The following is a 26,756-nucleotide window of genomic DNA, read 5'->3' as shown; positions in this document are numbered from 1 at the left end:
ATGGCAGCGAGATGGGGCGGCTTTGGCGTTACAGAAGCAGCCCCAGCCGCTTCGCGATCACTTCGCCGAAGAGAAGCACGCCAAAGCCGATCAGCAGCAGTCCGGCGACCTTATTGATGAGCTGCAGCCGCGATACGCTGAAGCGATGGCGGAAACGCGCAATTAGGTGAGACAGGCCCAGCCACCAGGCCAAGCTGCCCGCCATAACCGCCGCAACGATGGTCAGAGCATCGACGTAGCTGTCGACCTCAACGAACGTCGACACACCGCCGAATATTGCAAACAGCCCCAGCACCGCGCCCGGATTGGTGATCGTCAGCAGGAACGTCTGCGGGATGTCCCAGACGAAATCGCGCAGCGTCTCGGGCTGCTCAGATTCCGGCGTGATGGGTGAAAAGCGCGGCTTGGCGAAATAGAGCTTGAGGCCGAACAGCACGAGCACCAGCCCGCCGAGCAACTGGATTGCCATGCGGTGATATTGAACGGCGCCCGAAATGGCCCCAACGCCCAGCGCCGCGAACAACGCAATCAGGCCATCGCCCAGCATCGCGCCGATGCCGGCCGCCAAACCACCCCAAAATCCGCGCTCAATGGCGCGCTGGATACAGAGTACGTTGACGGGACCAACGGGGGCAGCAACAAGAATACCGATGACAATACCGACCGGAATAATGAGCGGGTTGGGCAGAAAATCCATGCACCTTCCTTTACCGGCCCGCATCGCGCCCAAACAGTCCGACCTATCGGATGCGCTGCGCAAGGGACCGCTGATCATGCCGACCATCGGGACGACCAATATGGCGACCATCCAGGGACGACGGCGCCAAGGACGGTGGGTAAGCGTAACCGTATTGGTACTGACGGCGATGGGTGTTGTCCATGCGTCCGCTGCACAGGAACGCCAGCTGGCCAAGCCTTTGCCTGTTATCTCAACCGATTCGCGAGCTCCTGCGCAAAGCTTCGGCACAAGCATGCGCCCGTTGCCTCATCCGGTCGATGAAATGCACGCTGCTCTGCTGGCTGCAGCCCAGGCCGGCAATCTGGAAGATCTGCGCGAGCCGCTGGAATGGAACGAGATGATGCCGGAGACAACCGCCGGCGCCGACGAGCATCCGATCGACCATTGGCGCAAAACATCCGCCGACGGCAGCGGTCACGAAATTTTGCGCGTACTGGCCAGCATCCTGGAGCTGCCGCCGGCCGAATTGCCGCTGGGGAAGGACATCGAGAACAATATCATCTATGTCTGGCCCTACTTGGCCGAAGCTGACCTCGCCAATCTCACCGCAACCCAAGCCTCAGACCTGGAGCGACTTGTCGGCGCTGAAAAAGCGCAAGCAATGCGCACGGACAAAAAATGGTCGTGGTGGCGGCTAACCATCGGCGCGGATGGCACTTGGCATTCGTTCAAAAAAACGCACTGAAGAGACAGGCAGCGCTTGCAAGCGACGGAAATCGCATCGTGCACCGTTGTTGTGAGACGATAGGTAGCGGGCACAACTGCAATTTTGCCATCGTCACTTGTCACCTGCCGTCATGGCCCCAAATGTAGGGTCCAAGCACTTAAGGGATTTGCAGAAATGTTGTGGCGCGTAGCCCTTGCAACCATAGCGGTAGTGGCGTTTGGCGACTTCGCACCCGCTTCGGCGCAGCTCTATGGCTGGCAGCCTCACGGCCAGACGCCGTTCTGGGAACAGAAACCACGCCAGCGCAAGCAGCAGCAGAACCGCAACGCGCGCGGCGCTTATGGCGACTATGGCTATGAATGGGGCTATGGCGACGACTATCGCCGCTCGCCCATCGTGCGCAGTGGTGGCGCCCGGCCAAACATCACGCCGCGCCCGCCCGCAAAGGTGGCGTTCGTCAGCGAGTACGAGCCGAACTCCATCGTCATCGATAGCGACAAGCGCATGCTCTATTATGTGCTGTCATCGAACGAGGCCTATCAGTATCCGATCTCGGTCGGCCGCGATGGCTTCACCTGGCTCGGCACAGAAACGGTCAGCCGCATGCAGGCCTGGCCGGACTGGCATCCGCCAAAGGAAATGATCAAGCGCGATCCGCGCCTGCCCGACAAGATGACCGGCGGGCTTCGCAATCCGCTTGGCGCGAAGGCGCTTTATCTCGGCGATACGCTGTATCGCATCCACGGCACCAATGACCCCAAGAGCATTGGCCGCGCAGCATCATCAGGCTGCTTCCGCATGATGAACGAGCACGTGATGCATCTGGCTTCGATCACTGAGATCGGCTCCAAGGTGACGGTGGTGAAGCGTCTGCCGAAGGAGACGTTCATCGCAACGGCGAAACCAACCCACGACGCGAAGCCGTCGCAGAGCGCGACGCCTCAGCGTGAAACGACGCGTAGCGAGGAAGCGCTGCAGGAAGATGCGGCCGTCGCACCGGAGCGCGAACCCGAAAGCGACGCTGACGTGTTCGCGGCCGACGCTGCTGAACGGGATGCGGTGGCTGACGACGACGACGCACGCGACGATGATGACCGCGCCGATGCCGACGACTGGAACGACGACGATACGCGTTATTCCTCGCGTGGATATGATGACCGTTACGAGCGCAACTGGCGCTATGACCGCTACGGCCGCATGTAACGACGATCAGCCGACAAAATGTATGGCCTGAGTATCGGCCGGACAAAAAAGGCGCTGCGAGCAAAAGCTGGCGGCGCCTTTTTATTTCTGTCGCATTGCGATGGATGAACGTGTGATCACGCGCCTGCGCGCTGACCCGCTTCCCCTGTCACGCGCCTTCGAAGAAATGCACCGGCTGGCCGTGTGCGGGCTCTTCAATTGCGCCTTCCCACACCACACGATTACCCCGCACGAATGTGCCGATAGGCCATCCGCGCACGCGCGTGCCGTCATAGGGCGTCCAGCCAGCGCGGCTGGCGACCTGCGCGTTGGTGATTGTTTCTTCGCGCTTCATGTCAACGACCGTCAGGTCGGCATCATAGCCAACCGCGATGCGCCCCTTGCCACGGATGCCGAACAGCCGCTGCGGCCCATGACTGGTGAGATCGACAAAACGTTCGAGCGACAGCCGCCCGGCGTTTACATGGTCCAGCATGATCGGCACCAGCGTCTGCACGCCGGTCATGCCGGAGTGCGAAGCGGGATAGGCGTGATCCTTTTCCTCACGCGTATGCGGCGCATGATCGGAGCCGAGCACATCGACGATGCCAGCCTCAAGGCCGGTCCAGATGGCATCGCGGTGGCGCGCATCGCGCACCGGCGGGTTCATCTGCGCATAGGTGCCAAGGCGCTCGTAACACTCGGGCGCAACAAGCGTCAGATGGTGCGGCGTCACCTCGACGCTTGCCCAATCCTTGTGCTCGCCCAGAAACTTCATTTCCGCTGCGGTCGATACGTGCAGCACGTGCACGCGGCGTTTGTGCTTTTCGGCCAGCCGTACAAGCCGGCGAGTCGAGATGATGGCGGCTTCCTCATCGCGCCATTCGGGATGCGATGACGGATCGCCAGGGCGGCGCACGTCCATGCGGGCCAGCAACCGTGCCTCATCTTCCGAATGGAACGCGGCGCGGCGGCTGATCCGCGAAATGATGTGATCGAGCGAAGCTTCGTCATCGACCAGCAGATCGCCGGTGGACGAGCCCATGAACACCTTGATGCCCGCCGAACCTTCAAGCTTCTCCAGCCTGGGAATATCGTCGATGTTTTCGCGCGTGCCGCCGACATAGAACGCGAAGTCGCAGAACATGCGATCGCGCGCCAATGACACCTTGTGCGCCAGCGTTTCGGCGGTGGTGGTCAGCGGCCTGGTGTTCGGCATCTCGAAGACGGCGGTGACACCGCCGAGGACGGCACTGCGCGATCCTGTCTCCAGATCTTCCTTGTGCTCAAGGCCGGGCTCGCGGAAATGCACCTGCGTGTCGATAACGCCAGGCAGGATGTGCAGCCCGCGCGCGTCGATAACCTCATCGGCCTTGGCTTCATCGATTTGCCCGATGGCGGCGATGCGGCCTTCCGTGATGCCGATATCCCGCTGGCCGATACCCTCATGGTTGACGACAGTGCCGCCCTTCAACACAAGATCGAATGTGGTGCGCATAATAGCTTTACCTGCGGCTTGCCTCTGGCCCGCGCCCCGCATACGTAAAACGGAAGCCGGTTGCAACCGGAGCGGGGAACATGGCCGAAACGAAAATCGCACTGCTGCCCGACCGGGGCGTCGTCACTGTAAATGGACCGGATGCCCGTAAATTTCTACAGGGCGTCATCACTAACGATATGGCGCTGATCGACACACAGCAGGCGCTGTATGCTGGTCTGCTCAGTCCGCAGGGCAAAATCCTGTTCGATTTTCTCATTGCCCCCACGGCGGAAGGGTTCTGCCTGGAGACAGCGCGGACCAAGACGGCCGAACTGGCGCAGCGGCTCAAGATGTACAAACTCCGCGCTGATGTCGAAGTCACCGATGCGTCGGCCGACTATACGGTTGCAGCCATCTGGGGCGGCGCCTATTCGCCGAAGACGGCAACGGGTGAAGGCCCGGCGCCGATATGGTTCGCCGATCCAAGGCTGCCGGAACTGGGCTATCGCGAACTCACCACCCTGCGCACGGACTGGGCGCTCGGTGGCGGCGAGGCTGAAAGCGCGACGCAGGACGATTATCACGCCCATCGTATCGCGCTCGGCGTGCCCGAAGGTGGACGCGACTTTGGCTATGGCGAGGCGTTTCCGCACGAAGCCCTGTTCGACCAGGTCCATGGCGTCTCGTTCAACAAGGGCTGCTATGTGGGGCAGGAAGTTGTATCGCGCATGCATAACCGCGGCACGGCCCGTCGCCGCATTGTGCCTATAACTGCCGATGGTCCCCTGCCAGAGAGCGGCGCAGCGGTTGTCGCCGCTGGCGTTGAAATCGGCAAGCTTGGCTCGAAGGCGGGGCAACGCGCGCTGGCGGAAATACGCCTCGACCGTGCCGCAGAGTTTCAGGACAAGGGCGAGGCATTGAGCATCGGTGGCACCACTGTGCACATCGCGCTGCCCGCATGGGCGACATTCACGCTGCAGGATCCATCAGGCACACCGCGATGACAAAAACCGACAACCTCGTGCGCTGCGGCTGGGTGGGAGATGATGCCGACTATCGGCATTACCACGACACCGAATGGGGCGTGCCGCTGAAAAACGACCGCGCCATTTTCGAAAAGCTGGTGCTGGAAGGATTTCAGGCCGGACTGTCGTGGATCACCATTCTGCGCAAGCGTGAAAACTTCAGACGTGCGTTTGACAACTTCGACGCCGAAACAATTGCACGTTATACGGCAAATGATATCGCAGGGCTGATGAACGATGCAGGTATCGTGCGCAATCGCGCCAAGATCGAAGCCACGATCGAGAACGCAAAGGCATTCCTGAAGCTGCGCGAACGCACAACGTTGAAAAAATTTCTGGCCGGTCACTTACTGCAGGGCTCGGTGCAGAACCAGGCGCAAGCGCTGACCGATGTTCCGGCTTCGACGGAGCTATCGACACGCATCTCGAAAGCGCTGAAGAAAGAAGGCTTCCGTTTCGTGGGGCCAACAACGGTTTACGCATTCATGCAGTCGTCTGGAATGGTCAACGATCACCTCGTCGGATGCTTCCGCCATGGGGAATGCGCACGCCTGCAAAAGGATGCCTGGCGCGCATGACCCACCCGCAGAAAGATGCGTCCAAGCAAGGTGCGACCGCCGCAGTTGTCGATCCTCAACAGGCGACGGAAGCTCGTCCATCCCGCGCGTGGCAACGCATGCTTTCCGGTCGTCGCCTCGACCTGCTCAATCCATCACCCGCCGACATCGAGATAGAAGACATCGCGCATGGCCTTGCGCGCGTTGCGCGGTGGAACGGGCAAACGGTGGGCGCGCACGCGTTCTCCGTCGCCCAGCACGCGTTGATTGTGGAAGACATTGCCTGCGCGCTACCCGCTCCCGACGGCATGATCTGGGCTTCTCGCTGGCGGCTGGCGGCGCTGCTGCACGATGCGGCAGAATATGTGGTCGGCGACCTGATCAGCCCGTTCAAGACAGCCATCGGGCTCGACTACAAAGCTTTCGAGTTGCGGCTACTCGATGCAATTCATGCCCGTTTCGGCCTCGGCGACGAATTGCCGAGCACTGTTCAGTTGCACATCAAGCACGCGGATCGCGTTGCCGCCTATTACGAAGCCACACGCCTCGCCGGTTTCAGCGAGGACGAGGCGCGGCTGTACTTCGGCACCCCCGAAGGCCTCGACCCAAACCTCGCCAACACCCTCAGTCAGCTTGAGCCAGTTGCGGCAAATGTCGCCGAAGAAACTTTTTTGGCTCGTTTTGGCAATCTGATTGAACATTTGTGAGCATTGAGCGTTGTGACTGACGCGACGATGCGGAATTCCCGGCCGAATGCCGAGATTCCGCCATTGTTGCCGTTGCAGTCAAAGCCCTGCCGTTGCGCGGGCTCTCCTATCTGGAGGAACAACCGATGTCATACGGCGAGGTCAGGGAAAGAGCGACGCGCATGGACAGCCCAGCCGACCCGCAGGCCGTAGGCGAAAAAAACGCCAACGCCGGTGTTGAAATAGGATTGAACGCAGCCATCGTGGCGGTTGCCGATAACGAGCCGCAGGTGCTGGTCATCCGTGGTGAAACCGACAAGGCCGGCGCCACCGATGGATTGCCGTTCGGACCGTTCTCGCCATTACATCACCGCACTTTCGAAGGTGGCCTGCGCACGTGGGTCAAGCATCAGACCGGAGTCGAACTCGGTTATGTCGAGCAGCTCTACACGTTCGGCGATCGCGGACGACACGCGCAACAGGGCGATGTCGGACCGCACGTCGTTTCGATTGGCTATCTCGCGCTCACCGATGCCCACCCCGGATCAGATCTGACCCACGGCACCTGGCGAAGCTGGTATCAGTATTTTCCATGGGAAGACTGGCGCCGTGGACGCCCTGAAATACTGGGCAGCACGATCGAACCGCGACTGCGCGACTGGATTGCTTCGCAGCCCGCGACGACTGGCCAGCCGATCACACGCCAGGAACGTGTGCGGATCTGTTTCGGTCTTGAAGGCGCGGGTTGGGACGAAGAGAAAGTGCTCGACCGGTATGAGCTTCTGTATGAGGCCGGACTGGTCGATGAAGCGGCCCGCGATGGACGCAAAGCTGCCGACGAATGGCAGGACCGTCCGCGCCTGGGGCAGCCGATGCACTACGATCATCGCCGCATCCTTGCCACCGCCATCGGGCGTGTGCGCGCGAAGATCAAATATCGTCCGGTGATTTTCGAGCTGATGCCCGACGATTTCACGCTGTTCGAATTGCAGCGGACCGTCGAGGCGATCCTGGGTCCGCACCTGCACAAGCAGAACTTCCGGCGACTGGTCGAAGGCGCCGGCCTCGTCGAGCCTACCGGCGAAGTGAAAATGCGCACCGGCGGTCGACCGGCAAAACTGTATCGGTTCCGCCGCGAAGTCCTGCTGGAAAGGCCCGCTCCAGGTGTGCGGGTTAAGCCCGGCAAAGTCTGAGCTGAGCTTCAGCGGACCGGCAGTTATGCGTCAAAGGTATATCACGGATTTCACTGCTCTTTTCGGCAGCGAAATCGTACCTGCCGGTCCAATCTTAGCTGGTGCCAGCAACGTGGATGAAGTAATCTTCTCACGACCCTTGGAATGCTCAAACAGAGCATTATCTAACTAACAACCGGCGAAGAGCCGGATATTCTGACGGCCCATTAATGCTCAAGTTGAGCATAGCTGAGCCCGCGGAGGAATACGAAGATGGACACCCTCGTCTGCCCTGCCCCAAATCGCCGCCCGCTTGCGTATGCGGGTCGGCATGAGCTGCCGGAGTTTACTCCGGAACTGGCCGCCGAGATGGCTCCCCTTTATGCGCGCGTGCAGCATGTCGTGACGCCGATGGAGTGGCCGGCCTACGCGCCGCTGATCAAAGGCATCAACGAGCTCAAAAAAGAGCTCAACGCTGTCGTGCTGGCGCACAATTACATGACGCCGGAGATCTTCAACTGCGTTGGCGATTTCCGCGGCGACAGCCTGCAGCTTGCCCGTGAAGCAGCGCGCGTTGAAGCCGATGTGATCGTGCAGGCCGGCGTGCACTTCATGGCGGAAACGTCAAAGCTGCTCAGCCCGGAAAAGACTGTGCTCATTCCCGACCCGCTGGCCGGTTGCTCGCTCGCAGCTTCGATCACGGCCGAGGATGTGCGCATGCTGCGTGACGCCTATCCGGGCGTGCCGATCGTCACCTATGTCAACACGTCTGCCGCCGTGAAGGCCGAGTGCGATATCACCTGCACGTCGTCCAACGCGGTGAAGGTGGTCGAGAGCCTCAACGCTCCGCGCGTACTGCTCATTCCGGATGAATATCTCGCGCGCTATGTGCAGACGCAGACCAGCGTCGAGATCATCGCCTGGAAGGGCCACTGCGAGGTGCACGAACTGTTCACCGCTGAGGACATCGAGGCCATGCGCGCCGCTGATCCCGGCATGAAGGTGATCGCGCATCCGGAATGCCCGCCGGATGTGATCGCCGCTGCGGACTTCACCGGCTCCACCGCTGCGATGATCAGCTACGTGATCGACAAGCGGCCGCGCAAGGTTGCGCTCATCACCGAATGCTCGATGGCGTCAAACGTTGCCGTCGAGGCACCCGATGTCGAGTTCATCCGGCCGTGCAATCTGTGCCCGCACATGAAACGCATCAGCCTTGAGAACATCTACGAGGCGCTGCGTGACATGAAATACGAGGTGACCGTTGATCCGGTGGTGGCGGCCAAGGCCCGTCGCGCAGTTGAACGCATGATCAACCTCACCAACTGACATTGCCTATGCCGGCGGCGCTCGTCGCTGCCGGCTAGTGCGGCTTCACCCCTAAAGGGGATTCTGCCGATGACTGACAACCACTCTTCGCGCCCAGCCAGCCACGTTTTCCAGCCAGCGCACGACGAACCCCTCGCCGCCGATGGCGATGTGGTGATTATCGGTGCCGGTCTTGCGGGGCTGTTCACTGCGCTGAAGCTGTCGCCGATGCCGGTGACGGTCGTGGCCGCAGCGCCGCTCGGCCAGGGTGCATCGACGGGGTGGGCACAGGGCGGCGTTGCATCCGCCATGGGCAGCACCGATCGGCCTGAGTTTCATGCCGCCGACACGATCGCAGCCGGCGCGGGCACCGTCGACGAAGACGTCGCGCGCTTCGTCGCCGAAGAGGGGCCCGATCGCATCGCCGATCTGATCGGTTACGGTGTTCCGTTCGACCGCGAGCCCGATGGCACCTTCGCACTCAGCCGGGAAGCTGCCCATTCGCACCGCCGCGTCGCCCATGTGTCGGGCGATCGCACCGGCGCGTCCATTCTCGAAACGCTTGTCGCCCGTGTCCGCGCCACGCCTTCAATCCGCGTGCTCGAAGGCTATGAAGCCGACGAACTGCTGATGGCCGACGACCGCGTCGAAGGCGTTCGCCTTGTCCGGGCGGCGGAACACGGCCACGAAGTCTATGAATACGTCCCCGCCTGCGCCGTGGTGCTGGCGACGGGCGGTGTTGGTGCGCTTTACGCAGTCACTACCAATCCGGCGTACGCGCGCGGCGAATCCATCGCCATGGCAGCGCGTGCCGGGGCCGTGATCGCCGACGCCGAATTTGTGCAGTTCCATCCCACTGCGATTGACGCCGGACTTGATCCTGCTCCGCTGGCGACGGAAGCCCTGCGCGGCGAAGGCGCCACGCTTATTAATTCGCTTGGCGAGCGCTTCATGCTGCCGCTTGATCCGCGCGCGGAGCTAGGGCCCCGCGATGTCGTGGCGCGCGCAGTTTTCAAGGAAATTGCCGAAGGCCGCGGCGTCTTCCTGGACTGCCGCACAGCCGTTGGCGCGCACTTTCCCGCAGCGTTTCCCACTGTCTATGCGCTCTGCCGTAACGCTGGCATCGACCCCGTGAGCCAGCCCATTCCGGTTGCCCCTGCCGCCCATTATCACATGGGCGGTATCGCCACCGACGCGCGTGGACGCTCCAGCGTGCCCGGCCTGTGGGCAGTGGGCGAGGTTGCTTCAACCGGCCTGCACGGCGCCAATCGCCTGGCTTCCAATTCGCTGCTGGAAGCCATGGTGTTCGGTGCGCGCGCCGCCACCGACATCGCCGCACTCGGCCGTGGCACCCGACACACACGCACCGACCTGCAGCGCGTTGGCGACATCGTGCCGGATCATTCGCTTTCGCGTTCCGCCGCTGTCGCGCGCCTGCGTAAAACGATGAGCGACGACGTCGGCGTAGTGCGGAGCGCGGCAGGTTTGCGAAAAGCCATCGCCACGCTGCGCGACATCGAACGCGCAGCAGGCAGCGATCGGGTGCTGGCGAACATGGCTCTTGCTGGACGCTTCATTGCCGTCGGCGCGCTGCTGCGCGAGGAAAGCCGCGGCGCTCAATTGCGCAGCGACTTCACCGACGCCAATCCGCAGTTTGGCCACCGCGCGTTCCTGAAGCTTTCGGACGTTGACGCTATCGGCAATCGCCCGGCAGCAGTCGCGGATGCAGCGCTCAGCGCATGGCAGTGGCAAGCAGGGGCTGCACGATGAACAACGACACATCGATCCCATCGGCCCATGCAGGCCGCCGCGAATTGCGCCTGCCCGAAGGCATTGTCGACAAGGCCGTGGCCATGTCCCTGGCTGAGGATCTCGGCCTTGGCGGCGACATCACCACCGAAGCCACCATTCCGGCCGGCACGCGCGCAAAGGCCGTTATCGCCGCGCGCAAGGCCGGAACGGTTGCCGGCATTCAACTGGCAAAGTCCGCATTCAAAACGCTCGATCCGCTGACCGAGTTTGAAACCGTGATTGACGATGGCGGCACGGTAGAAGCCGGCGGCGTGATTGCACGGGTCAGCGGCGACGCGCGTGCTCTGCTGACGGCCGAGCGCACCGCGCTGAATTTTCTCGGCCACATGAGCGGCATCGCGACACTCACCGCCCGATATGTCGATGCAGTGAAGGGCACCAAGGCGCGCATCATCGACACGCGCAAGACGACACCGGGCCTGCGCGCACTGGAGAAGTTTGCGGTTCGCTGCGGCGGCGGCGTCAATCATCGCTTCGGGCTGTTCGACGCGGTGCTGATCAAAGACAATCACATCGAAGCGGCGGGCGGTATCGGCCCAGCACTGGAACGCGCACGCGAGCACGCCGGCCACATGGTGAAGGTTGAAATCGAGGTGACGTCGATCGCCGAGCTGATCGACGCGCTGGAACTTAATCCCGATGCCGTGCTGCTCGACAACATGCCGCCCGAGATGCTGAAGGAAGCGGTTGAACAGGTTGCAGGCCGCGTGATCACCGAAGCGTCGGGCGGCGTCACGCTGGAAACCGTGCGCGCCATTGCCGAATCCGGTGTCGATCTCATTTCGGTCGGAGCGCTGACCCATTCGGCTCCGGTGCTGGATATCGGGCTCGACTTTTAACGCACATTGGCGATCAGCGGCGTTTGCGCTTTATTTCGCCACAGTTGCTGAGCAAATCAGCAGCGTCAGGGTGTGTAGTCCCTGCGGGAGGACGCAATGGATTTTCTTGGCGGAATTGTTATTTGGGCCGGCGTTGCCGTTGCTGCAGCCGTTCTTGGCGGCGTGCTCGCCGGCATCAAGAACCGCGATTATTCCTCGTGGATCGCATGGTCGTTCCTGCTGCCACCCATTGCCCTGGTGTTGCTGCTGCTGCCCCGTCTTGAAGGTCCGCGTCCACGTCAGCCTCGGCTTGACGAAAGCGAGCGCGGCAGCTGGTGAGCCTTAGTCGACGGCGTTGAATTAAAACACCGTCGCGGCGCTGCATCAATTGTCGGCGCTATCATCCCAGCCGCCACGGGCGCGAATTGCGGCCTGTGCTGCTGCCAGCCGCGCGATAGGCACGCGGTAAGGCGAACACGAAACATAATCGAGCCCGGTCTTTTCGAAGAAGTCGATCGACTTCGGATCACCGCCATGCTCGCCGCAAATGCCAACCTTTAATCCCGGCTTTGCCTCGCGACCCCGCTCAACGCCATAACGCACCAGCTCGCCAACGCCGCCGATGTCGATCGTCACGAACGGATCGACCGCGAAGATATGCTTCTGGGTGTAGGCTTCCAGGATCGGCGCGGCGTCATCGCGGCTGAGACCCAGCGCCGTTTGCGTCAGGTCGTTGGTGCCGAACGAAAAGAACTCGGCGCCCTCTTCGCCCTCGGCGATTTCACCCGCACGCAAGGCTGCACGCGGCAGCTCCACCATGGTGCCGATGGTATAATCCAGCTTGCCACCGGTTTCCTTTTCAACGGCGGCGGCCGTGCGCACGATCATATCGCGCACAGCGGTGAACTCGGCGCGGAAAGCGACCAGCGGCACCATGATTTCCAGCGCAACGCTTTTGCCCAGACGCTTCTCGACCGCGATGGCGGCTTCAAACGCTGCGCGCGCCTGCATCTCCGGCACTTCCGGGTAAAGGATTGCAAGACGGCAACCGCGGAAACCCAACATCGGATTGAATTCGGCAAGTTGCGTCATGCGCTGACGCAGCCGCTCGACTGCAACGCCAAGATCGGCGGCGATCGCAGGCCATTCGTCCGGGTTGTTAGGCAGAAATTCGTGCAGCGGCGGATCGAGCAGCCGCACCGTAACCGGCAGCCCCGCCATGATTTCAAACAGCGCTTCAAAATCGCCGCGCTGCATCGGAAGAATTTTGTCCAGCGCCTCGCGGCGCCCCTCTGCGTCGTCGGCAAGGATCATCTGGCGCATCGCAAGGATGCGCTCGGTGTCGAAGAACATGTGCTCGGTACGCGCAAGTCCGATGCCTTCAGCGCCGAACTCGCGTGCCTGGCGGGCGTCGCGCGGCGTATCGGCGTTCGCACGCACGGCCATGCGGCGCTCGCCATCGGCCCACGTCATAAGGGTTGCGAACGCGCCTGAAAGCTCCGGCTCACGCATCTTCGCGCGGCCGAACAGCACCTGGCCGGTGCCGCCGTCGATGGTGATGACGTCGCCCTTGTGCAGGACACGCTTGCCAACTTTCAGCGTGCCGGCTTTCGTATCGATGCGCAGCGCGCCCGCGCCGGAAACGCACGGACGCCCCATGCCGCGCGCCACCACCGCCGCGTGGCTGGTCATGCCACCGCGCGCCGTGAGGATGCCGACCGCCGCGTGCATGCCGTGAATATCTTCCGGGCTCGTCTCCAGACGCACCAGAATAACTTCGCGGCCCTGCGCACGTTCTGATTCAGCGTCGTCAGCGGTAAACACAATTTCGCCGGATGCAGCACCGGGCGAAGCGGGCAATCCCGTCGCCAGAAGATCTTTCGCAGCTTCCGGATCGAGCGTTGGATGCAGCAGCTGGTCGAGCGCCGATGGATTGACGCGCATCACCGCTTCCGACTGTGAGATGATGCCTTCGTCGGCAAAATCGACCGCGATGCGCAGCGCCGCCTCTGCCGTGCGCTTGCCGGACCGCGTCTGCAGTAGCCACAGCTTGTCGTTCTCGATCGTGAACTCGACATCCTGCATGTCGCGATAGTGCGTTTCCAGCCGCTGGAAGACCTGCACCAGATGCGCGTATAGCGCCGGCATCAGCGTTTCGAGCGAAGGCGCTTCCTCACCGGCTTCGATGCGCGCCCGCTCCGTCAATGACTGCGGCGTGCGGATACCGGCAACGACGTCTTCGCCCTGCGCATTGACGAGAAACTCGCCATAGATCTCGTTCGCGCCCGTGGACGGATTGCGCGTGAACGCGACGCCGGTAGCGCTGCGCTCGCCGAGGTTACCGAATACCATCGCCTGCACGGTTACGGCCGTGCCCCAGCTGTCGGGAATGTCGTGCAGGCGCCGATAGGTTTGCGCGCGCGCGTTCTGCCATGAGCCGAACACGGCGGCGATGGCGCCATAAAGCTGCTCGCTGGTGTCCTGCGGAAACGGTCGGCCCAGCGTGTCCACCACAGCCTGCTTGTAGGACTCGATGATCTCGGCCCAGTTGTCGGCGGTGAGGTCGGTATCGGACGAAAGCGCATTGAGGTTTTTAAAGTCCTCAAGCAAATCCTCAAACACGCCGTGATCGACGCCCAGCACAACATCGGCATACATCTGGATGAAGCGGCGATAGCTGTCGTAAGCGAACCGGCGATCACCGGAACGATTGGCGAGGCCTTCCACCGTTTCGTCGTTGAGGCCGAGGTTGAGGATGGTGTCCATCATGCCCGGCATCGAGGCACGGGCGCCCGACCGGACGGAGAGCAGCAGCGGCCGATCGACATCGCCGAACGTCGCGCCCACCTCATCGCCGATAAGTTGCACAGCCTTCTCGGCTTGCGGCTTCAGGCCCTCAGGCAGTTTGCGGCCCGCAGCATAATAGGCGTCACAAACCTTCGTGGTGATGGTGAAGCCCGGCGGCACCGGCAGCCCAAGGCTTGCCATTTCGGCGAGATTCGCCCCCTTGCCACCCAGAAGCTCGGCCATGTTCGCCCGGCCGTCGACGTATCCGGCAGCGAATGCATAGACCCACTTTGGTTCGGCCTTGGCCGACCTGTCTGCCATCCGTATCTATCCTTGCAGCGCTGTCCGGTGCGGTCCCGCGCCGTTATCATATGGTGGCATACCAGCCTCTTTGCCTGGCCGAAAGGTGAAGGGGCACCCTTGTGTGAAACTGTGGGTTTGCCCCGTCCGTTCCCGGCTGCCTTTGACGCGGCGGCAATGATATTTCACTGTGGCGCGCACGAAGGCGGAGACGAGCTTATGAGCGAACAGCTAAACCAAGTCCTGACGACCTTGGATGACACGAGTGATGCGGCGCTGGCGCGGCTGTTCCAGTTACTGCGGATTGAAAGCATATCAACAGATCCCGCCTATCGGGCGAGGTGTCAGGAAGCCGCAAACTGGTGCGCCGAAGAATTGCGCGACCTTGGCTTCGATTCCCGGGTGGTGGCTACATCCGGCCATCCGATGGTGGTGGCGCACGACACCACGCCGCCGGACGGCGATGTCCCACACGTGCTGTTCTATGGCCATTATGACGTCCAACCTGCCGATCCGATCGATCTGTGGAATTCGCCGCCGTTCGAGCCGATCATCGCATCCGATCCGGTCAATGGGCAGGTGATTGTTGCCCGCGGCGCTGAGGACAACAAGGGTCAGCTGATGACCTTCCTGGAAGCCGTGCGCGCCTGGAAAAGCGTTGCGGGCAACCTGCCGGTACGTGTGTCCGTGATGTTGGAGGGCGAGGAAGAGTGCGGCTCGCCATCGCTGCCCGCATTCCTGGCCGAATACGGCGACGAACTGAAAACCGACGTCGTGCTGGTCTGCGATACCGGCCAATGGGACAAGGACACGCCCGCCATCACCACCATGCTGCGCGGTCTCGCCGCCATCGAGGTGACCGTAAACGGCCCCGCGCGCGATCTGCATTCGGGCATTTACGGCGGGCCCGCAGCCAACCCGATCCGCGTGCTGACGCGTATCGTGGCGGCCATGCACGACGACAACGGCCGCATCACCATCCCCGGCTTCTATGACGGCGTTTCCGAGCCATCGTCCGCACAGATCGAACAGTGGAGTACGCTTGGCTTCCGCGGCGAAGATTTTCTCGGCGCTGTTGGTCTGAAGCACGCCGCGGGCGAAAACGACCGCTCGGTGCTGGAGCAGTTGTGGTCGCGCCCGACGCTGGAGTTCAACGGCATCACCGGCGGCTATCAGGGCGTCGGAACCAAGACGGTCATTCCGGCCAAGGCTTCGGTGAAGATCACCTGTCGGCTGGTAGCGGGACAAGACCCCGACCGGCTGCTGAACGCAATCGAGCAGTTCGTGCGCGCCCGCCTGCCCGCCGACTGCAGCGCCGAGTTTTCATCGCGGCAGACCGGAACCGCAATCTCCTTTGCAACCGACACGCCAGCCATGCAGGCTTCGGCTGCCGCTCTCGCCGATGAATGGGGGCGCGCCACCGTTCTGATGGGATCGGGCGCTTCCATCCCCATCGTCACGTCGTTCAAGGAAGTTCTGGGGTCGGACAGCCTGATGATCGGCTTCGGCCTCGATGACGACCGCATCCACAGCCCGAACGAGAAATACAATCTCACCAGCTTCAAGAAGGGCGCCCGGAGCTGGGCGCGGATTCTGCACAGGCTGGCGCAGACAGCTTCACCCGACGCACCAGCGGCGGCTGGCTAAGGCAGGGAGCAAACGGCAGGCGCAAAAGGCATCAGACCGCCACAAAATCCTGCCCCTCTGGCCATATTCGACAATAACGCAACTCGACATCAACGCACGGACACGCAGCGCTGCCGATGAAAAACAAATCCATACCGTCGATCATCGTCATCGTGCTCTGTGCGCTGGCCGTACTCGTGCTGCGTAACATCGATGCGCCCAACGCTCAGGAACAGCACGGGCGAAGTTCGTCCTCATGGCCAAGCAATGCCTCCAAGCCAAAGGGCCCTGGCGGCATGGCGCCTCCAAACACGGCCGGCGCGTTCGACTATTACACCATGGTGATGTCGTGGAGCCCCACGCACTGCTCCAATGCGCAGGAAGGCCGCGACGACGAGCAGTGCGCGCGTATCGACGGACACCGCCACGGCTTCGTGCTGCACGGCGTGTGGCCGCAGTATGAGCGTGGCTACCCCGAAGCGTGTCGTTTGCCCGGACGCCGGCGCCCCTTCGTGCCCAATGAAGTCATCAACGATATGCTGGACATCATGCCTTCGCGCGGGCTCGTCATTCACGAATACCGCACCCACGGCACATGCTCGGGGCTAGATCCGGCGGCCTACTATGCGCTCTCGCGCCGCCTGTTCAATGTCGTGAAAATTCCAGACCGCTTCCGCAATCCGTTTGAAGCACAGTTCATGTCACCGGAAGATGTCGAGGCCGAGTTCGTTCGGGCAAATAACTGGCTGCGTCCTGAAATGATATCCGTCGGCTGCTCCGGCTTTGGCAACCGCCTACGCGACGTACGCATCTGCTTTACCCGTAACGGCCAGGGCCGTGCGTGCGGTGACAACGAAGCGCAAAACAAGATGTGTCGCGCCCGTCAGGTCAACGTCCCGCCAGTGCGTTCATCCCCACGGCGCGCCAACACCGACAGCACGCCCAATATGAAACCGGAACGCGATCGCGGTTTGCCGCGTCCCAAGATTCTGGACTGGCGCGACTGAGCCTGATCGCTGGATCGCCGGGGATCCCGCCAACTGTTCGCATCCGCAGCGGAATGCAGCGTCGCTCACCGCGCATAATACGGCGGCGCGCCTAATCGGATTGCCATCGGCACCACGACACAGCCCGTGATTCGTTCGCATATCGGCCTACGATAGACTGTGCTCCACGCGGCATACGCCATTGCTGCATCGCAGCGACGCGCTGCGCACGCCGCGAGCTTTTCGGCCACCCTCTGTGGAAATTCGCCGTTTCGAAGCACCGGAGCCACACCTATGGGGTTGCCCGGCAACACGTTGCTCCGCAGACTTGCACAAGTGATTCACAGGCAGGCGGATGCACGATGCGGGAGACGACATCAGAGGATCAGCGGGACGAGGCGTTGCCCGTTCCAACGGTCTCTTGGGTGTTTCACCCACTGCCCGCCGAGCCGCGGCGCCCTTCACTCTGGAAGGTCACGGCCGCTGCACTGGTAAGCGTCGTCGGCGGATCCTTGATCTGGCAAGGCGCGAAGCATTCGCCGAGCGCTGTCGCCACCGCTGAGGACGAATCAGCCTTCGCCGAGATGGTGCTGCCCGCCGATGAAGCCTTGATGACAGGTAGCCTGCCAACAATCCATCAGGTCAGCCCCAACGCCTGCACGAGCCTTGAACTCGATCGCGCCACCAACCGCACGCTACGGCGTCCTTGCCCGCCGGACGGCCTTGCCCTGCGCCTTGAAGCTGATCGGCAGCGCGAAGATGCCGTGCTGGCATCCGGCTACACGATCCTGAACACCGGCGAATAGCCGTCAAAGCCCCGCGATCAATTATCAGTGTGCAGCGCACGGCCCGCCATTGGCAATGCGGATGCCTGCTTTTGCGCGCCCGCGTCGGCGCGCACATAGCAAATGTTCGTCCGGTGAAATAAGCGGCTCGCGATCGGCCGCTCGGAAAGGCTTACGAGGCCAGCTTGCGCATCTTGCCGGCAGCGGGTTTCCGGCGAGAACCGCAGAGCTGGCCCCAGGACCATGATCGCTTCGGCCCTTTTCAGGGCGAAGCGTGAATCATCGGTCAGTTAAAAGGCATAGAGCGGCATCGCGATTCAAAGAAAAGCGATCACGCTCTAGCCTCGCGGGCACACCGCTGAGGGCGGAGGCATGCCCGGCGCATTGGCGAGCAGTTCACCGCTGAAAAGCCAACGGACTACCACCGCCAAACTGTGAATTATGCCGGAAGCAATAGCTCCGTTGTATGACAGCGCTGTGTCGATCTCTGTATGCGCCGCATCAGAAAACACAAAATGCCCGCCACGGAAATTCCGTGCGAGCACAAAAATTCAGAACTTGGAGAAAGCGCCGGAGTCGAGCGCGAACGCTCGACTCCGTAGCCATCAGCTTAGATGGATCAAGGGACGGTGACCTTGATGGAGAACACGAAAGCCGAACCGCACTGGAACACTGGGCCATCGCAGAACGCGGCCGAGTTGCTCACGTTGGTATCCCAGTAACGGAAGTCGAAGTTGATGTTCTCAACAGCGAGATCCAGACCGGCATTCCAATAGAGGTAGTTGTCGCGGCCGTTACCGAAGGCAGCACGATAGTTCGTGTTGTCGCCGATCTGATAGCCGAGCGTACCGTTGATGGTCGGCGTGAAGATGCCGATCTTGCGGAACTCGTAGCCAGCGTTACCCTGGAAGGTCCAGACGCTGCCGGTCTCACCGGTGTATTCCGGCGACCAGAAGATCGTCAGGCCCGTGGCGAGGTTCGGGATCAGGTTGCCGCTGACGCCAGCCTTGAACTCGACCATGTCAAGCTCAGCGCCGCGATCAGATGCGCCCGGATAGAAGTAGTAGATCACGCCGAAATCGAACTCAGCGCCGTTCCAGGTCGGCTTGAAACCGCCGTAGAGGTTCATTTCGGCGTTAGCGTTGCCGCCCGTGGTGTAGGGGCGAACGCCGTTATCGAAATCAACGCCGGAAACCCAGTAGCCAGCGTAGAAGATGCCGTAGCCGATGTCAGCGCCGCCCTGCAGGACGGGATCGCGGCTCGACTGCGAGAAACCACGGAAGATGTAGTCCGAGGTTGCAGCGAGGTTGAAGGAGTACGTGAACTCGCGCGCCGGTGATGCAGCGGGAGCCGCCACCTGGTAGCCCTCATATCCATCAGCGAACGCGCTACCGGAGAGCGCTACCAGCGCCAGTCCAGCTGCCCCGCAAGCGCCCGCTAATTTTGAGATTTTCGTCATGCCGATCTAATTCCTCTTGCGTTCCCGGCCGTCACCCATCGGCGTACTGAGACACTGCGCTCAGATGGTGCTCACCCGACTTCATGTTTCCCCGACAGCGGGACATGAGCGCTGTGACGCAAGACAACCACGCTCTCCGCTCCGTACTCTCCGATCACCCTGACGTTGCATCAGCCGATCAGTGTTCCCTCTCCCCAAGCCGACGAAGCCAGCTTTGGAAATGCATCTGCGGAACGCCGTACAAGAATCCACATTGAGCTGTTGAAAGAACGAACTAATTCACGGGAGTTCACAAGGATAAATGGAGTTATCCAATTGATCGCATTTACATCCGTTGCACGCACGCCACTCACGCCTGTTTTTTGTGCGGATGCCGCCTGTTTACTTGGCAGAACTGTAACGTTTGACGGGCTTTGGATACAGGTTTGCCGCACGCAGCGGTCAGGCCTCAATTCTTCAGGCCCGCATGGCGATATCTGCTGAATTGATCGCCATTTGCATAATCGGCGCGCAAATGGCGCGAGGCCTAAGCCGTGCGATTGTCGCACATCCACTTTTCATAGCGCAGCCGGGCGATCCGATAAGCGTCTGGAATCGATAGCGCCCATACGAACAGCCCGCCGGCCGAACGCCCTATAAACGAAATCTCCGGCCCGGCCGTATGCCAGGTTGCCAGCGCAAGCAGCAATGAAAAGAATGCAAATCCAAAACCGCGTTGTGGCAATCCCAATGCAACATGGCCCGCGCCCGGCAAAACAATAGCCAATGCAAGAACTATGTAAGGATTGATTGGCCGCTTGTGTTTATTCGTCATCGGCGTGTGATTTGAGATGATCTTCTATCAATAATTGAAGCCATTTCGCCATTGCGTGTATCAACGCCGCCACCGTCACTTCCCTCAACTAGCGTCGTCGGCAGCACAACCTTCCACACCGTCAGCAAGCGCCCGAAGGCTCGCAATCGCCCCGATCAAGGTACTGACGGCAACCGGGCCACGGTCAAACGCCGCCTGTCGAAGAAGAAGATAGTCGCCGCGCCGCCCCTCGTCGACCTGACGGATAAGGCGCAAACCTTTGCGGGTCGCAGCCACTTCCTTGATGACCGGATCGGCAAGTATGCCGCCCACCGTTGCCCCAACCCTTTGCAACATGTGCTCCGATAAAGGACTTTCCCCTCGCACGATGCACTCGCGCGGAAAGCCTGTCGGCACATCGATGAAGTGATGAAAATCGGCCGTGAGGCTGAAAAACTCGTAACCCGATGGGCGCACCAGAACAGCAAAGCCGCCTGCGCCAATGTCCAACGGGCGCAGCTCTGTGACCTGCAGCCAGAGCTGCGGCAGCCGCCGGATTGTCATGCCATCATTGAACAGCCGCACCTGGAACGCCCGCCCACCGCGTTCGCCTGTAAGCGTCGGGAAGCCGTCACCACTGTGCGTGACCTGAACGTTTTCGAACAGTTCCGCACACGCATCCAGCAACCGCCGCCTCTGCGCAACCATACGGCGATGATCGCGATAGCCCCACACCACCACCGCGCCCGCGATACCTGCGATCAAGAACGCGCCAAGCAACGAGCTACCCTTTTTTCAATCGTGTTCAACGTGATGCCAGCGAGCCGCTGCTGCGCCGAAGGCTATCGCGCGCGATAGTCAGTATCCTACCGGCCTTGGCCACGGCATCGCAAACTGCTCGCCTCGGCGGACATACTTGTAGCGGTGCAGCGCAAACCACAGCGAAGCCACGATATAGAAAACCATCATCGCGATGAGCTGAGTTCCATAGCCCAGGAAAACCGCAACGTACGTCGCAGAACACAAGACCAGAAGTATCACCGCCGGCCATGGGTGAAATGGGTGCACATAGCTACGCTTGATCGATCCCAGCGGCCACTTGCGCCGGAACAGAATGACGTTGAGGGCCATGAAGGTATATTCGAGCAGGCCGGACAGAATGGAGAACGTGATCACGCGATCCAGCGGCGCGAAGTAGGCGAACACCAGCGCCACCGGCACCAGAAATGCAATCGCACGATATGGCGTGCGATACTTCGGATGCACGGCACCGAACACCTGCGGCAGATAGCGATCGCGTCCCATCGAGAACCAGGCGCGTGAAGCATCGTTGATGCAGCAGTTGGCCGAAGCAAGCGCTGAAAATATCGTACCGATAAACAGCAACACCATCAGCAGCGTCGAGTTCGTCAGTCGGGCGGCGTCGAACAGCGGCGTCACCGACTGCCCGAGATACTCCCACGGCATCAAGCCGGAGCAGATGTACCAAGTCATAGTGGACGCTATCAGCAGCGTTACAATGCCGGTCATGGTGCCGAGCGGCAGTGCGCGCGCGGGCGAGCGTACTTCCTCGGCCGCCTGCGTGGTGCCTTCGATGCCGAGATAAAACCACATACCGAAATGCAGCGCCGCGAGCACACCCAGCCAGCCATACGGCAGCCCCGTCAACAGCTGGTCGTGCTTGATGTACGCGTCACTCCACGGCTGCACCGCAACGAACAGCACACATATAAATACAAAAGCGAACGCCGTGATTACGAGACTGAAAGTCAGGGTTGTGTAGACGCCCCGGTAGTTCAGCCAGGCCAGAAACACGATCGTCAGCACGATGAACGGTTTATCGCTGGCGTCCTCGAACCCCGCCATCACGCCAACAATCTGCACCAGATGGCCCAGCGTGATTGCATTGGCGGCTTCCACCATCGTGTAGGCAAACACAAGGTAGAGCCCCACGTTGAAGGCCATCAGCGGCCCGACGATGTGCTTGGCGTGCGCGTATTGGCCACCCGCGGCTGCAACGCTGGACGTCACCTCGGAGTCGATCATCGCCACGCAGGTGTAAAGCAAACCGGCGAACCAGCATGCGATCAACGCAGCAATCGCGCCGCCTTTGCCGACGGCGAAATTCCAGCCCATGTATTCGCCGACGAGCACGATGCCGACGCCGAGGGCCCATACGTGGCCCGGCCCCAAGACGCGCAGCAGCGATATGCGCTCGCCACTGGAAGATGCATCGACTTTCACCTAATGCCCCGCCTTTTAGCTGGCCTTGCCGATCAGTAGCCCACCGGCTTCGGCCACGGCATCGCAAACTGCTCGCCTCGGCGGACATACTTGTAGCGGTGCAGCGCAAACCACAGCGACGCCACGATGTAGAAAACCATCATCGCGATCAGCTGCGTTCCATAGCCCAGGAAAACCGCAAAATAGGTTGCCGCGCACAGCACCAGCAGCATGACTGCAGGCAGTGGGTGGAACGGATGCACGTAGCCGCGCTTGATGGTGCCCAGCGGCCACTTGCGCCGGAACAGAATTACGCTGAAGGCCATGAAGGTATATTCGAGCAGGCCGGACAGGATGGAGAACGTGATCACGCGATCCAGCGGCGCGAAATAGGCGAACACCAGCGCCACCGGCACCAGGAACACAATCGAGCGGTACGGTGTGCGATACTTCGGATGCACAGCGCCGAAAACCTGCGGCAGATAATGATCGCGCCCCATCGAGAACCAGGCGCGTGACGCATCGTTGATGCAGCAGTTGGCTGAAGCAAGCGCCGAAAATATCGTGCCGATGAACAGCAGCACCATCAGCAGCGTCGAGTTTGTCAGCCGCGCGGCGTCGAACAGCGGCGTCACCGACTGCCCGAGGTATTCCCACGGCATCAGACCGGAGCAGATGTACCAGGTCATGGTCGCCGCGATCAGCAACGTGATGATGCCGGTCATGGTACCGAGCGGCAGTGCGCGCGCGGGCGAGCGCACTTCCTCCGCCGCCTGCGTGGTGCCTTCGATGCCGAGATAAAACCACATGCCGAAATGCAGGGCCGCCAGCACACCCAGCCAACCGTACGGCAGTCCAGTCAGCAGCTGGTCGTGCTTGATATAGACATCGCTCCACGGCTGCACCGCAAAGAACAGCACACAGATCGATACGAATGCGAACGCCGTGATGACGAGACTGAAGGTCAGCGTTGTGTAGACGCCCCGGTAGTTCAGCCAGGCCAGAAACATGATCGTCAGCACAATGAACGGCTTGTCGTTCGTATTCTCAAACCCGGCCATCGCGCCGACTGTCTGCACCAGATGGCCCAGCGTGATGGCGTTGGCAGCCTCCAGCATCGTGTAGGCAAACACAAGGTAGAGCCCGACGTTGAACGCCATCAGCGGGCCGACGATGTGCTTCGCCTGCGCATACTGACCGCCCGCCGCTGCGACCGTCGACGTAACTTCGGAGTCGATCATCGCCACGCAGGTATAAAGCAAACCGGCAAACCAGCATGCAATGAGCGCGGCAATCGCGCCGCCCTTGCCGACGGCGAAATTCCAGCCCATGTATTCGCCGACAAGCACGATGCCGACGCCGAGGGCCCATACGTGGCCCGGCCCCAAGACGCGCAGCAGCGATATGCGCTCGCCGTTGGCCGGTGAAGTCTCAGCAGTCACCGAGCGCCCCGCTTTTGCGGCGGATCAACCGCCGAAGCATCTTCGATTTCGCCTTCTCTGGAGGAGGTGAGAAGATCTTCCGAATAGCTGCGGTCCGTGCGGAACATGTCGACCAGCATCCAGAGGCCAAGCAGGATCGAAAGGCCCCACGCAGAATATTCAAGCAACGCGAATGTGTTCATGCGATCCTCGCGCGGTCTATTCGCTGTTGCCGAAACGCTCGTCGATCACTTCGCGATATTCCTTCTTCGACCAGTAGAAGACGATGAAGAAATACGCGATGACAACAAGCGCGCTCGCGGCAAGCTCGACGAAGCTGAAGTCATAGTCGAAGCGCGTCGCGATCAGTTTCGACGCCGGCTGTCTGCCGTCCTTCGCTTCAGTTCCATCGGTGTAGCCGAGCTTCTCCCACTGCGCCTGCATGGTGGCGTTCTGCTTCATGCCGGCCCAGGATGTGTCGCTCAGCTCCACGGTGGTCTTGCCGCTGCCCGCCAGCCCGAGATAGAGCGGCGCGAACAGCGAAGCCAACACAAGCGCCAGCAGAAACAGCGTGTCGAATATCTGACCGATCTGGGATTGAACGGGAGGTCGATAAGGTGCCTTCGCCATGACGGCACCTATCCCTTTGCCCGTTTCATCTCATCCAGATAATAGATGTCGAGACGATAGATATGATCTTTGTCCTGCGCATAATGCAGGATCATCGCGACAATGGACGCGGTGTTGAAAAGCAGGACAAGACTGCCACCAATCGCAAGCGCCCAAAGCACGCCCGGCTCACTCTGGCTCACATAAAGCTGCCAGAATGCAAATGCATAAACGCACCACAATGCCAGCACGGCACCGAATGCCCATATACGGTCGCGCGCAAACATCCTTTTGACACGCGCGTCAGAAGGTTTCTGCTGCATACACTCATCCCCTTGCGGCCCTTTACAGGCTTTAATTGCGTTTCCTCAAGTTGCCGTTCTGGCAATCGTTTTTTCGGGACAAATTTGCGCTTCCAGCCACCGCTTGGCAAGCCGCATGATGCGACGTCGCGGCACGTCTTGAGTGGCGTGGCTTGGTAAATCTTTACAGCCGAGGGTATGCGCAAGCCCGCGCTAAGATTGTAGCGCGCGCCAGCTGCAATCGGCGCCCGATCGCATACCATCAAACGTTGCTGAAGAACGCGCGGCGCAACCGGCAATCCGGATTTAGCGCTATTTCAAACTGGCGAAACTGGGCCGGTTCAGACATACGCTAGGATGTAGTTGTGCGTTAACGCCGCCACTCGTTGGCGGTGGCCGCAACGCGGCGGCATACCGATGCGCTATGGCGCGCCGGTTGGCACGGCATTGCCCCGATCGGAAACGGAACGGCTCTTAGTAACGCTCGTCGCGCAAGTCGGCGATCGCACGCGGAGCGCGCTGCTGCGTGATGGCAACGGGGCGCAGAACCGGCTGCGGTTGTGGCCGCTGCGACATGCCCCGCTTGAACTCGCGCCAGCCTTTGCCAAAGTCACCCATCAGGCCCGCAATTCTGCCACGCCCGAACAACAGGACCGCCACCGCCAACAGCAGCACCAGATGCGTCATGCTAAGTCCCATCGTGTCCCTCATGCTTCGGTCATTTCAGGCTGGTCCGCCGGCTGCAGAGCAATGAAAAAGCTCTTTTCGCGCAGGCTCGCGGTCAGCAGATTATGCGCCGCCAGATCGGCCAGATTTGCCAATGCGACGAGCGCGGTCATCGATGCAAAGTCGCGCCGCTCATGGACGGCCGGCGATGCTCTGAACGTAGCAAGTTGTTCGAGCTGAGCTTTGCGAGCGGCTTGCACCACATCGCGCACCGCCGTCATGTTCGCGTCTTTCAATTCTGGATGCGTCATCAGCGTGCCGCTTCGCACCAGCACATCGACGGCAACCGGAAGGGTTGCATAGTCGATTTCACCGCTGTCAAACGGCGCCCGTCGCGAAACCGCTGCATCGACAATGGCGCCCGCCGCGATCAGTCGCCATGCCGGGCTGACCGCGTTGCGTGCTTGCCGATAAAGCTGCAGCGCCTCAGCGTATGCTTCCGGTAATGTCCCGGTTTTCAACTCCGGCAACAGCGCACTAGGCCGGAAGGGCACAAACCGCCAGCGCGCCTCATATTCAACGTCGGCAAGGCGCCAGCCGACCAGCTCAAAGCTGCGTCCGTACTGCAGGGCCAGCTTGTCCAGCTCGTCGTTCACATGACGATAGGCAGGCGCCAGCGCATCCGCGGCACTCGTTGCCTTAAACGTGTAAATCAATTCGTGCAGCTTGCCGGCGACGTTGGCCGATGCGTGCAACGTCGCCGGCCGGCCGTCAATTTCAATTTCCCGCTTGGCTTCATCGGGAACAACAAGGAGATCGGTCTCCCACGCCTTGGTCAGCGTGTTGCAAAGAATGAACCCCACCACGAACATGCGCTCTTCAGTGGCCGCCTGCGAAGCCTCGATGACTTCCCCGGACGACTCCGCACGAAGCGGACCGAGCTGGTTGTGAGGAATCCACATTGCGGGATCTCCTGTAAAATCTCTCTATATCAGCCCGGATCAGCCTTTAGACTTCACCGTGATGCCGCCCTTCATGAAGGGGTGCGGCGTGCAAGTATAAGCGTACTCGCCTGGCTGATTGAACTTGATCGCGAACGTCTGACCGGCGCGCAGCATGTTGCCCGCGATCTTGAACGGATTGGCGACCTGCACATTGTGAGGCATCGCGTCGTTGTTGGTCCACAACACGGTCTGACCTTCTTCGACTTCGATCTTCGCCGGTGCGTACTTCATCTTGGCGATATCAACGTGAACCGCGTCGGCGGGCACCGCATCAGCTGCAATGACCTCCATCGCATCGGCGGCGACAGCAACGTTCATAGGCGCCGCCAAGGCTACAAGTAAGAGCAGA

At 61.1% G+C, this 26,756-nt stretch carries 27 protein-coding genes; 13 read left to right on the top strand and 14 right to left on the bottom strand.

Going from position 1 to position 26,756, the window contains the following annotated elements:
• Positions 1-28: 28 nt before the first annotated feature.
• Positions 29-697, bottom strand: a complete 669-nt coding sequence (locus C6Y62_RS07635; RefSeq protein WP_068464410.1) for a LysE family translocator — start codon at positions 695-697, stop codon at positions 29-31.
• Here C6Y62_RS07635 and C6Y62_RS07630 point away from each other — a divergent pair.
• Together C6Y62_RS07630 and C6Y62_RS07625 are read left to right on the top strand one after the other, a co-directional pair.
• Entirely contained in the window at positions 672-1,424 is a 753-nt protein-coding gene (locus C6Y62_RS07630) for a hypothetical protein (protein WP_173953418.1), read from the top strand. The genes C6Y62_RS07635 and C6Y62_RS07630 overlap by 26 nt on opposite strands.
• A 156-nt stretch (positions 1,425-1,580) precedes the next feature.
• A complete protein-coding gene (locus tag C6Y62_RS07625) occupies positions 1,581-2,609 on the top strand; it encodes a L,D-transpeptidase (protein WP_198491341.1) in 1,029 nt (342 codons plus the stop codon).
• A 148-nt stretch (positions 2,610-2,757) separates the two neighbouring features.
• Here the strand turns inward: C6Y62_RS07625 and C6Y62_RS07620 are convergent, their stop codons facing one another.
• Entirely contained in the window at positions 2,758-4,128 is a 1,371-nt protein-coding gene (locus tag C6Y62_RS07620) for a dihydroorotase (RefSeq protein ID WP_173953417.1), read from the bottom strand.
• Between the two features lie 38 nt (positions 4,129-4,166).
• On the opposite strand from C6Y62_RS07620, the gene ygfZ reads away from it, so the two are divergent.
• The 8 genes from ygfZ to C6Y62_RS07580 all read left to right on the top strand — a co-directional run bounded on the left by ygfZ (position 4,167) and on the right by C6Y62_RS07580 (position 11,785).
• Positions 4,167-5,072: a CAF17-like 4Fe-4S cluster assembly/insertion protein YgfZ gene (gene ygfZ / locus C6Y62_RS07615; protein ID WP_173953416.1), complete on the top strand. Its 906-nt coding sequence runs from the start codon at positions 4,167-4,169 to the stop codon at positions 5,070-5,072.
• Positions 5,069-5,671 (top strand): DNA-3-methyladenine glycosylase I, encoded by a 603-nt coding sequence (locus tag C6Y62_RS07610; protein WP_173953415.1) that lies wholly within the window; start codon positions 5,069-5,071, stop codon positions 5,669-5,671. Before ygfZ ends, C6Y62_RS07610 begins: the two co-directional genes overlap by 4 nt.
• 98 nt (positions 5,672-5,769) lie before the next feature.
• A complete protein-coding gene (locus C6Y62_RS07605; RefSeq protein WP_173953522.1) occupies positions 5,770-6,357 on the top strand; it encodes an HD domain-containing protein in 588 nt (195 codons plus the stop codon).
• A 161-nt stretch (positions 6,358-6,518) separates the two neighbouring features.
• Positions 6,519-7,529, top strand: coding sequence for an NUDIX hydrolase (locus C6Y62_RS07600; protein WP_198491340.1), 1,011 nt, complete (start codon positions 6,519-6,521; stop codon positions 7,527-7,529).
• A gap of 252 nt (positions 7,530-7,781) precedes the next feature.
• Positions 7,782-8,837 (top strand): quinolinate synthase NadA, encoded by a 1,056-nt coding sequence (nadA, locus tag C6Y62_RS07595; protein WP_173953413.1) that lies wholly within the window; start codon positions 7,782-7,784, stop codon positions 8,835-8,837.
• Positions 8,838-8,906: 69 nt separating this feature from the next.
• Positions 8,907-10,586 (top strand): L-aspartate oxidase, encoded by a 1,680-nt coding sequence (locus C6Y62_RS07590; RefSeq protein ID WP_173953412.1) that lies wholly within the window; start codon positions 8,907-8,909, stop codon positions 10,584-10,586.
• A complete protein-coding gene (gene nadC / locus C6Y62_RS07585; RefSeq protein ID WP_173953411.1) occupies positions 10,583-11,467 on the top strand; it encodes a carboxylating nicotinate-nucleotide diphosphorylase in 885 nt (294 codons plus the stop codon). The genes C6Y62_RS07590 and nadC overlap by 4 nt, the downstream gene beginning before the upstream one ends.
• 96 nt (positions 11,468-11,563) lie before the next feature.
• On the top strand, positions 11,564-11,785 hold the full coding sequence (locus tag C6Y62_RS07580) for a hypothetical protein (RefSeq protein ID WP_173953410.1): 222 nt from the start codon (positions 11,564-11,566) through the stop codon (positions 11,783-11,785).
• 45 nt (positions 11,786-11,830) lie between these two features.
• On the opposite strand, the gene ppdK is transcribed toward C6Y62_RS07580, so the two are convergent.
• Positions 11,831-14,554, bottom strand: coding sequence for a pyruvate, phosphate dikinase (gene ppdK / locus C6Y62_RS07575; protein WP_173953409.1), 2,724 nt, complete (start codon positions 14,552-14,554; stop codon positions 11,831-11,833).
• 198 nt (positions 14,555-14,752) lie between these two features.
• Here ppdK and C6Y62_RS07570 point away from each other — a divergent pair, with 198 nt between their 5' ends.
• The 3 genes from C6Y62_RS07570 to C6Y62_RS07560 all read left to right on the top strand — a co-directional run bounded on the left by C6Y62_RS07570 (position 14,753) and on the right by C6Y62_RS07560 (position 17,951).
• Positions 14,753-16,180 (top strand): dipeptidase, encoded by a 1,428-nt coding sequence (locus C6Y62_RS07570; protein ID WP_173953408.1) that lies wholly within the window; start codon positions 14,753-14,755, stop codon positions 16,178-16,180.
• A 116-nt stretch (positions 16,181-16,296) separates the two neighbouring features.
• The gene (locus tag C6Y62_RS07565) at positions 16,297-17,166 is read left to right on the top strand and encodes a ribonuclease T2 family protein (RefSeq protein ID WP_173953407.1); all 870 of its coding nucleotides are present in this window, start codon (positions 16,297-16,299) and stop codon (positions 17,164-17,166) included.
• A gap of 341 nt (positions 17,167-17,507) precedes the next feature.
• Positions 17,508-17,951: a hypothetical protein gene (locus C6Y62_RS07560; RefSeq protein ID WP_173953406.1), complete on the top strand. Its 444-nt coding sequence runs from the start codon at positions 17,508-17,510 to the stop codon at positions 17,949-17,951.
• 598 nt (positions 17,952-18,549) lie between these two features.
• Here the strand turns inward: C6Y62_RS07560 and C6Y62_RS07555 are convergent.
• From C6Y62_RS07555 to C6Y62_RS07510, 11 genes are all read right to left on the bottom strand, one after another.
• A complete protein-coding gene (locus C6Y62_RS07555; protein ID WP_173953405.1) occupies positions 18,550-19,389 on the bottom strand; it encodes a TorF family putative porin in 840 nt (279 codons plus the stop codon).
• A 526-nt stretch (positions 19,390-19,915) separates the two neighbouring features.
• A complete protein-coding gene (locus C6Y62_RS16370) occupies positions 19,916-20,203 on the bottom strand; it encodes a hypothetical protein (RefSeq protein ID WP_246274457.1) in 288 nt (95 codons plus the stop codon).
• An 84-nt stretch (positions 20,204-20,287) separates the two neighbouring features.
• Positions 20,288-20,947 carry a hypothetical protein gene (locus tag C6Y62_RS07550; RefSeq protein ID WP_210258012.1) on the bottom strand — a complete coding sequence of 220 codons (660 nt, stop codon included), beginning with the start codon at positions 20,945-20,947 and terminating at the stop codon, positions 20,288-20,290.
• 93 nt (positions 20,948-21,040) lie between these two features.
• Entirely contained in the window at positions 21,041-22,426 is a 1,386-nt protein-coding gene (locus tag C6Y62_RS07545) for an amino acid permease (protein WP_173953403.1), read from the bottom strand.
• A 32-nt stretch (positions 22,427-22,458) separates the two neighbouring features.
• Positions 22,459-23,847 carry an amino acid permease gene (locus tag C6Y62_RS07540; RefSeq protein WP_173953402.1) on the bottom strand — a complete coding sequence of 463 codons (1,389 nt, stop codon included), beginning with the start codon at positions 23,845-23,847 and terminating at the stop codon, positions 22,459-22,461.
• Positions 23,844-24,029 (bottom strand): hypothetical protein, encoded by a 186-nt coding sequence (locus C6Y62_RS07535; protein WP_068464359.1) that lies wholly within the window; start codon positions 24,027-24,029, stop codon positions 23,844-23,846. Before C6Y62_RS07535 ends, C6Y62_RS07540 begins: the two co-directional genes overlap by 4 nt.
• Before the next feature lie 16 nt (positions 24,030-24,045).
• The gene (locus C6Y62_RS07530) at positions 24,046-24,456 is read right to left on the bottom strand and encodes a hypothetical protein (RefSeq protein WP_068464358.1); all 411 of its coding nucleotides are present in this window, start codon (positions 24,454-24,456) and stop codon (positions 24,046-24,048) included.
• 8 nt (positions 24,457-24,464) lie between these two features.
• A complete protein-coding gene (locus tag C6Y62_RS07525; protein WP_246274456.1) occupies positions 24,465-24,758 on the bottom strand; it encodes a hypothetical protein in 294 nt (97 codons plus the stop codon).
• Positions 24,759-25,211: 453 nt separating this feature from the next.
• Complete coding sequence (locus C6Y62_RS16725) at positions 25,212-25,436, bottom strand: twin-arginine translocase TatA/TatE family subunit (RefSeq protein WP_173953401.1); 225 nt, start codon at positions 25,434-25,436, stop codon at positions 25,212-25,214.
• A gap of 8 nt (positions 25,437-25,444) precedes the next feature.
• Positions 25,445-26,365 (bottom strand): methylamine utilization protein MauJ, encoded by a 921-nt coding sequence (locus C6Y62_RS07515; protein WP_173953400.1) that lies wholly within the window; start codon positions 26,363-26,365, stop codon positions 25,445-25,447.
• Between the two features lie 39 nt (positions 26,366-26,404).
• Complete coding sequence (locus tag C6Y62_RS07510; RefSeq protein ID WP_173953399.1) at positions 26,405-26,725, bottom strand: cupredoxin domain-containing protein; 321 nt, start codon at positions 26,723-26,725, stop codon at positions 26,405-26,407.
• Between the last annotated feature and the right edge of the window lie 31 nt (positions 26,726-26,756).

This window comes from Hyphomicrobium sulfonivorans (assembly GCF_013306565.1).
Lineage (GTDB): Bacteria > Pseudomonadota > Alphaproteobacteria > Rhizobiales > Hyphomicrobiaceae > Hyphomicrobium_A > Hyphomicrobium_A sulfonivorans.
The sequence above is the reverse complement of the archived record's forward strand: the minus strand, read 5'-3'. Positions and strand labels throughout refer to the sequence as shown.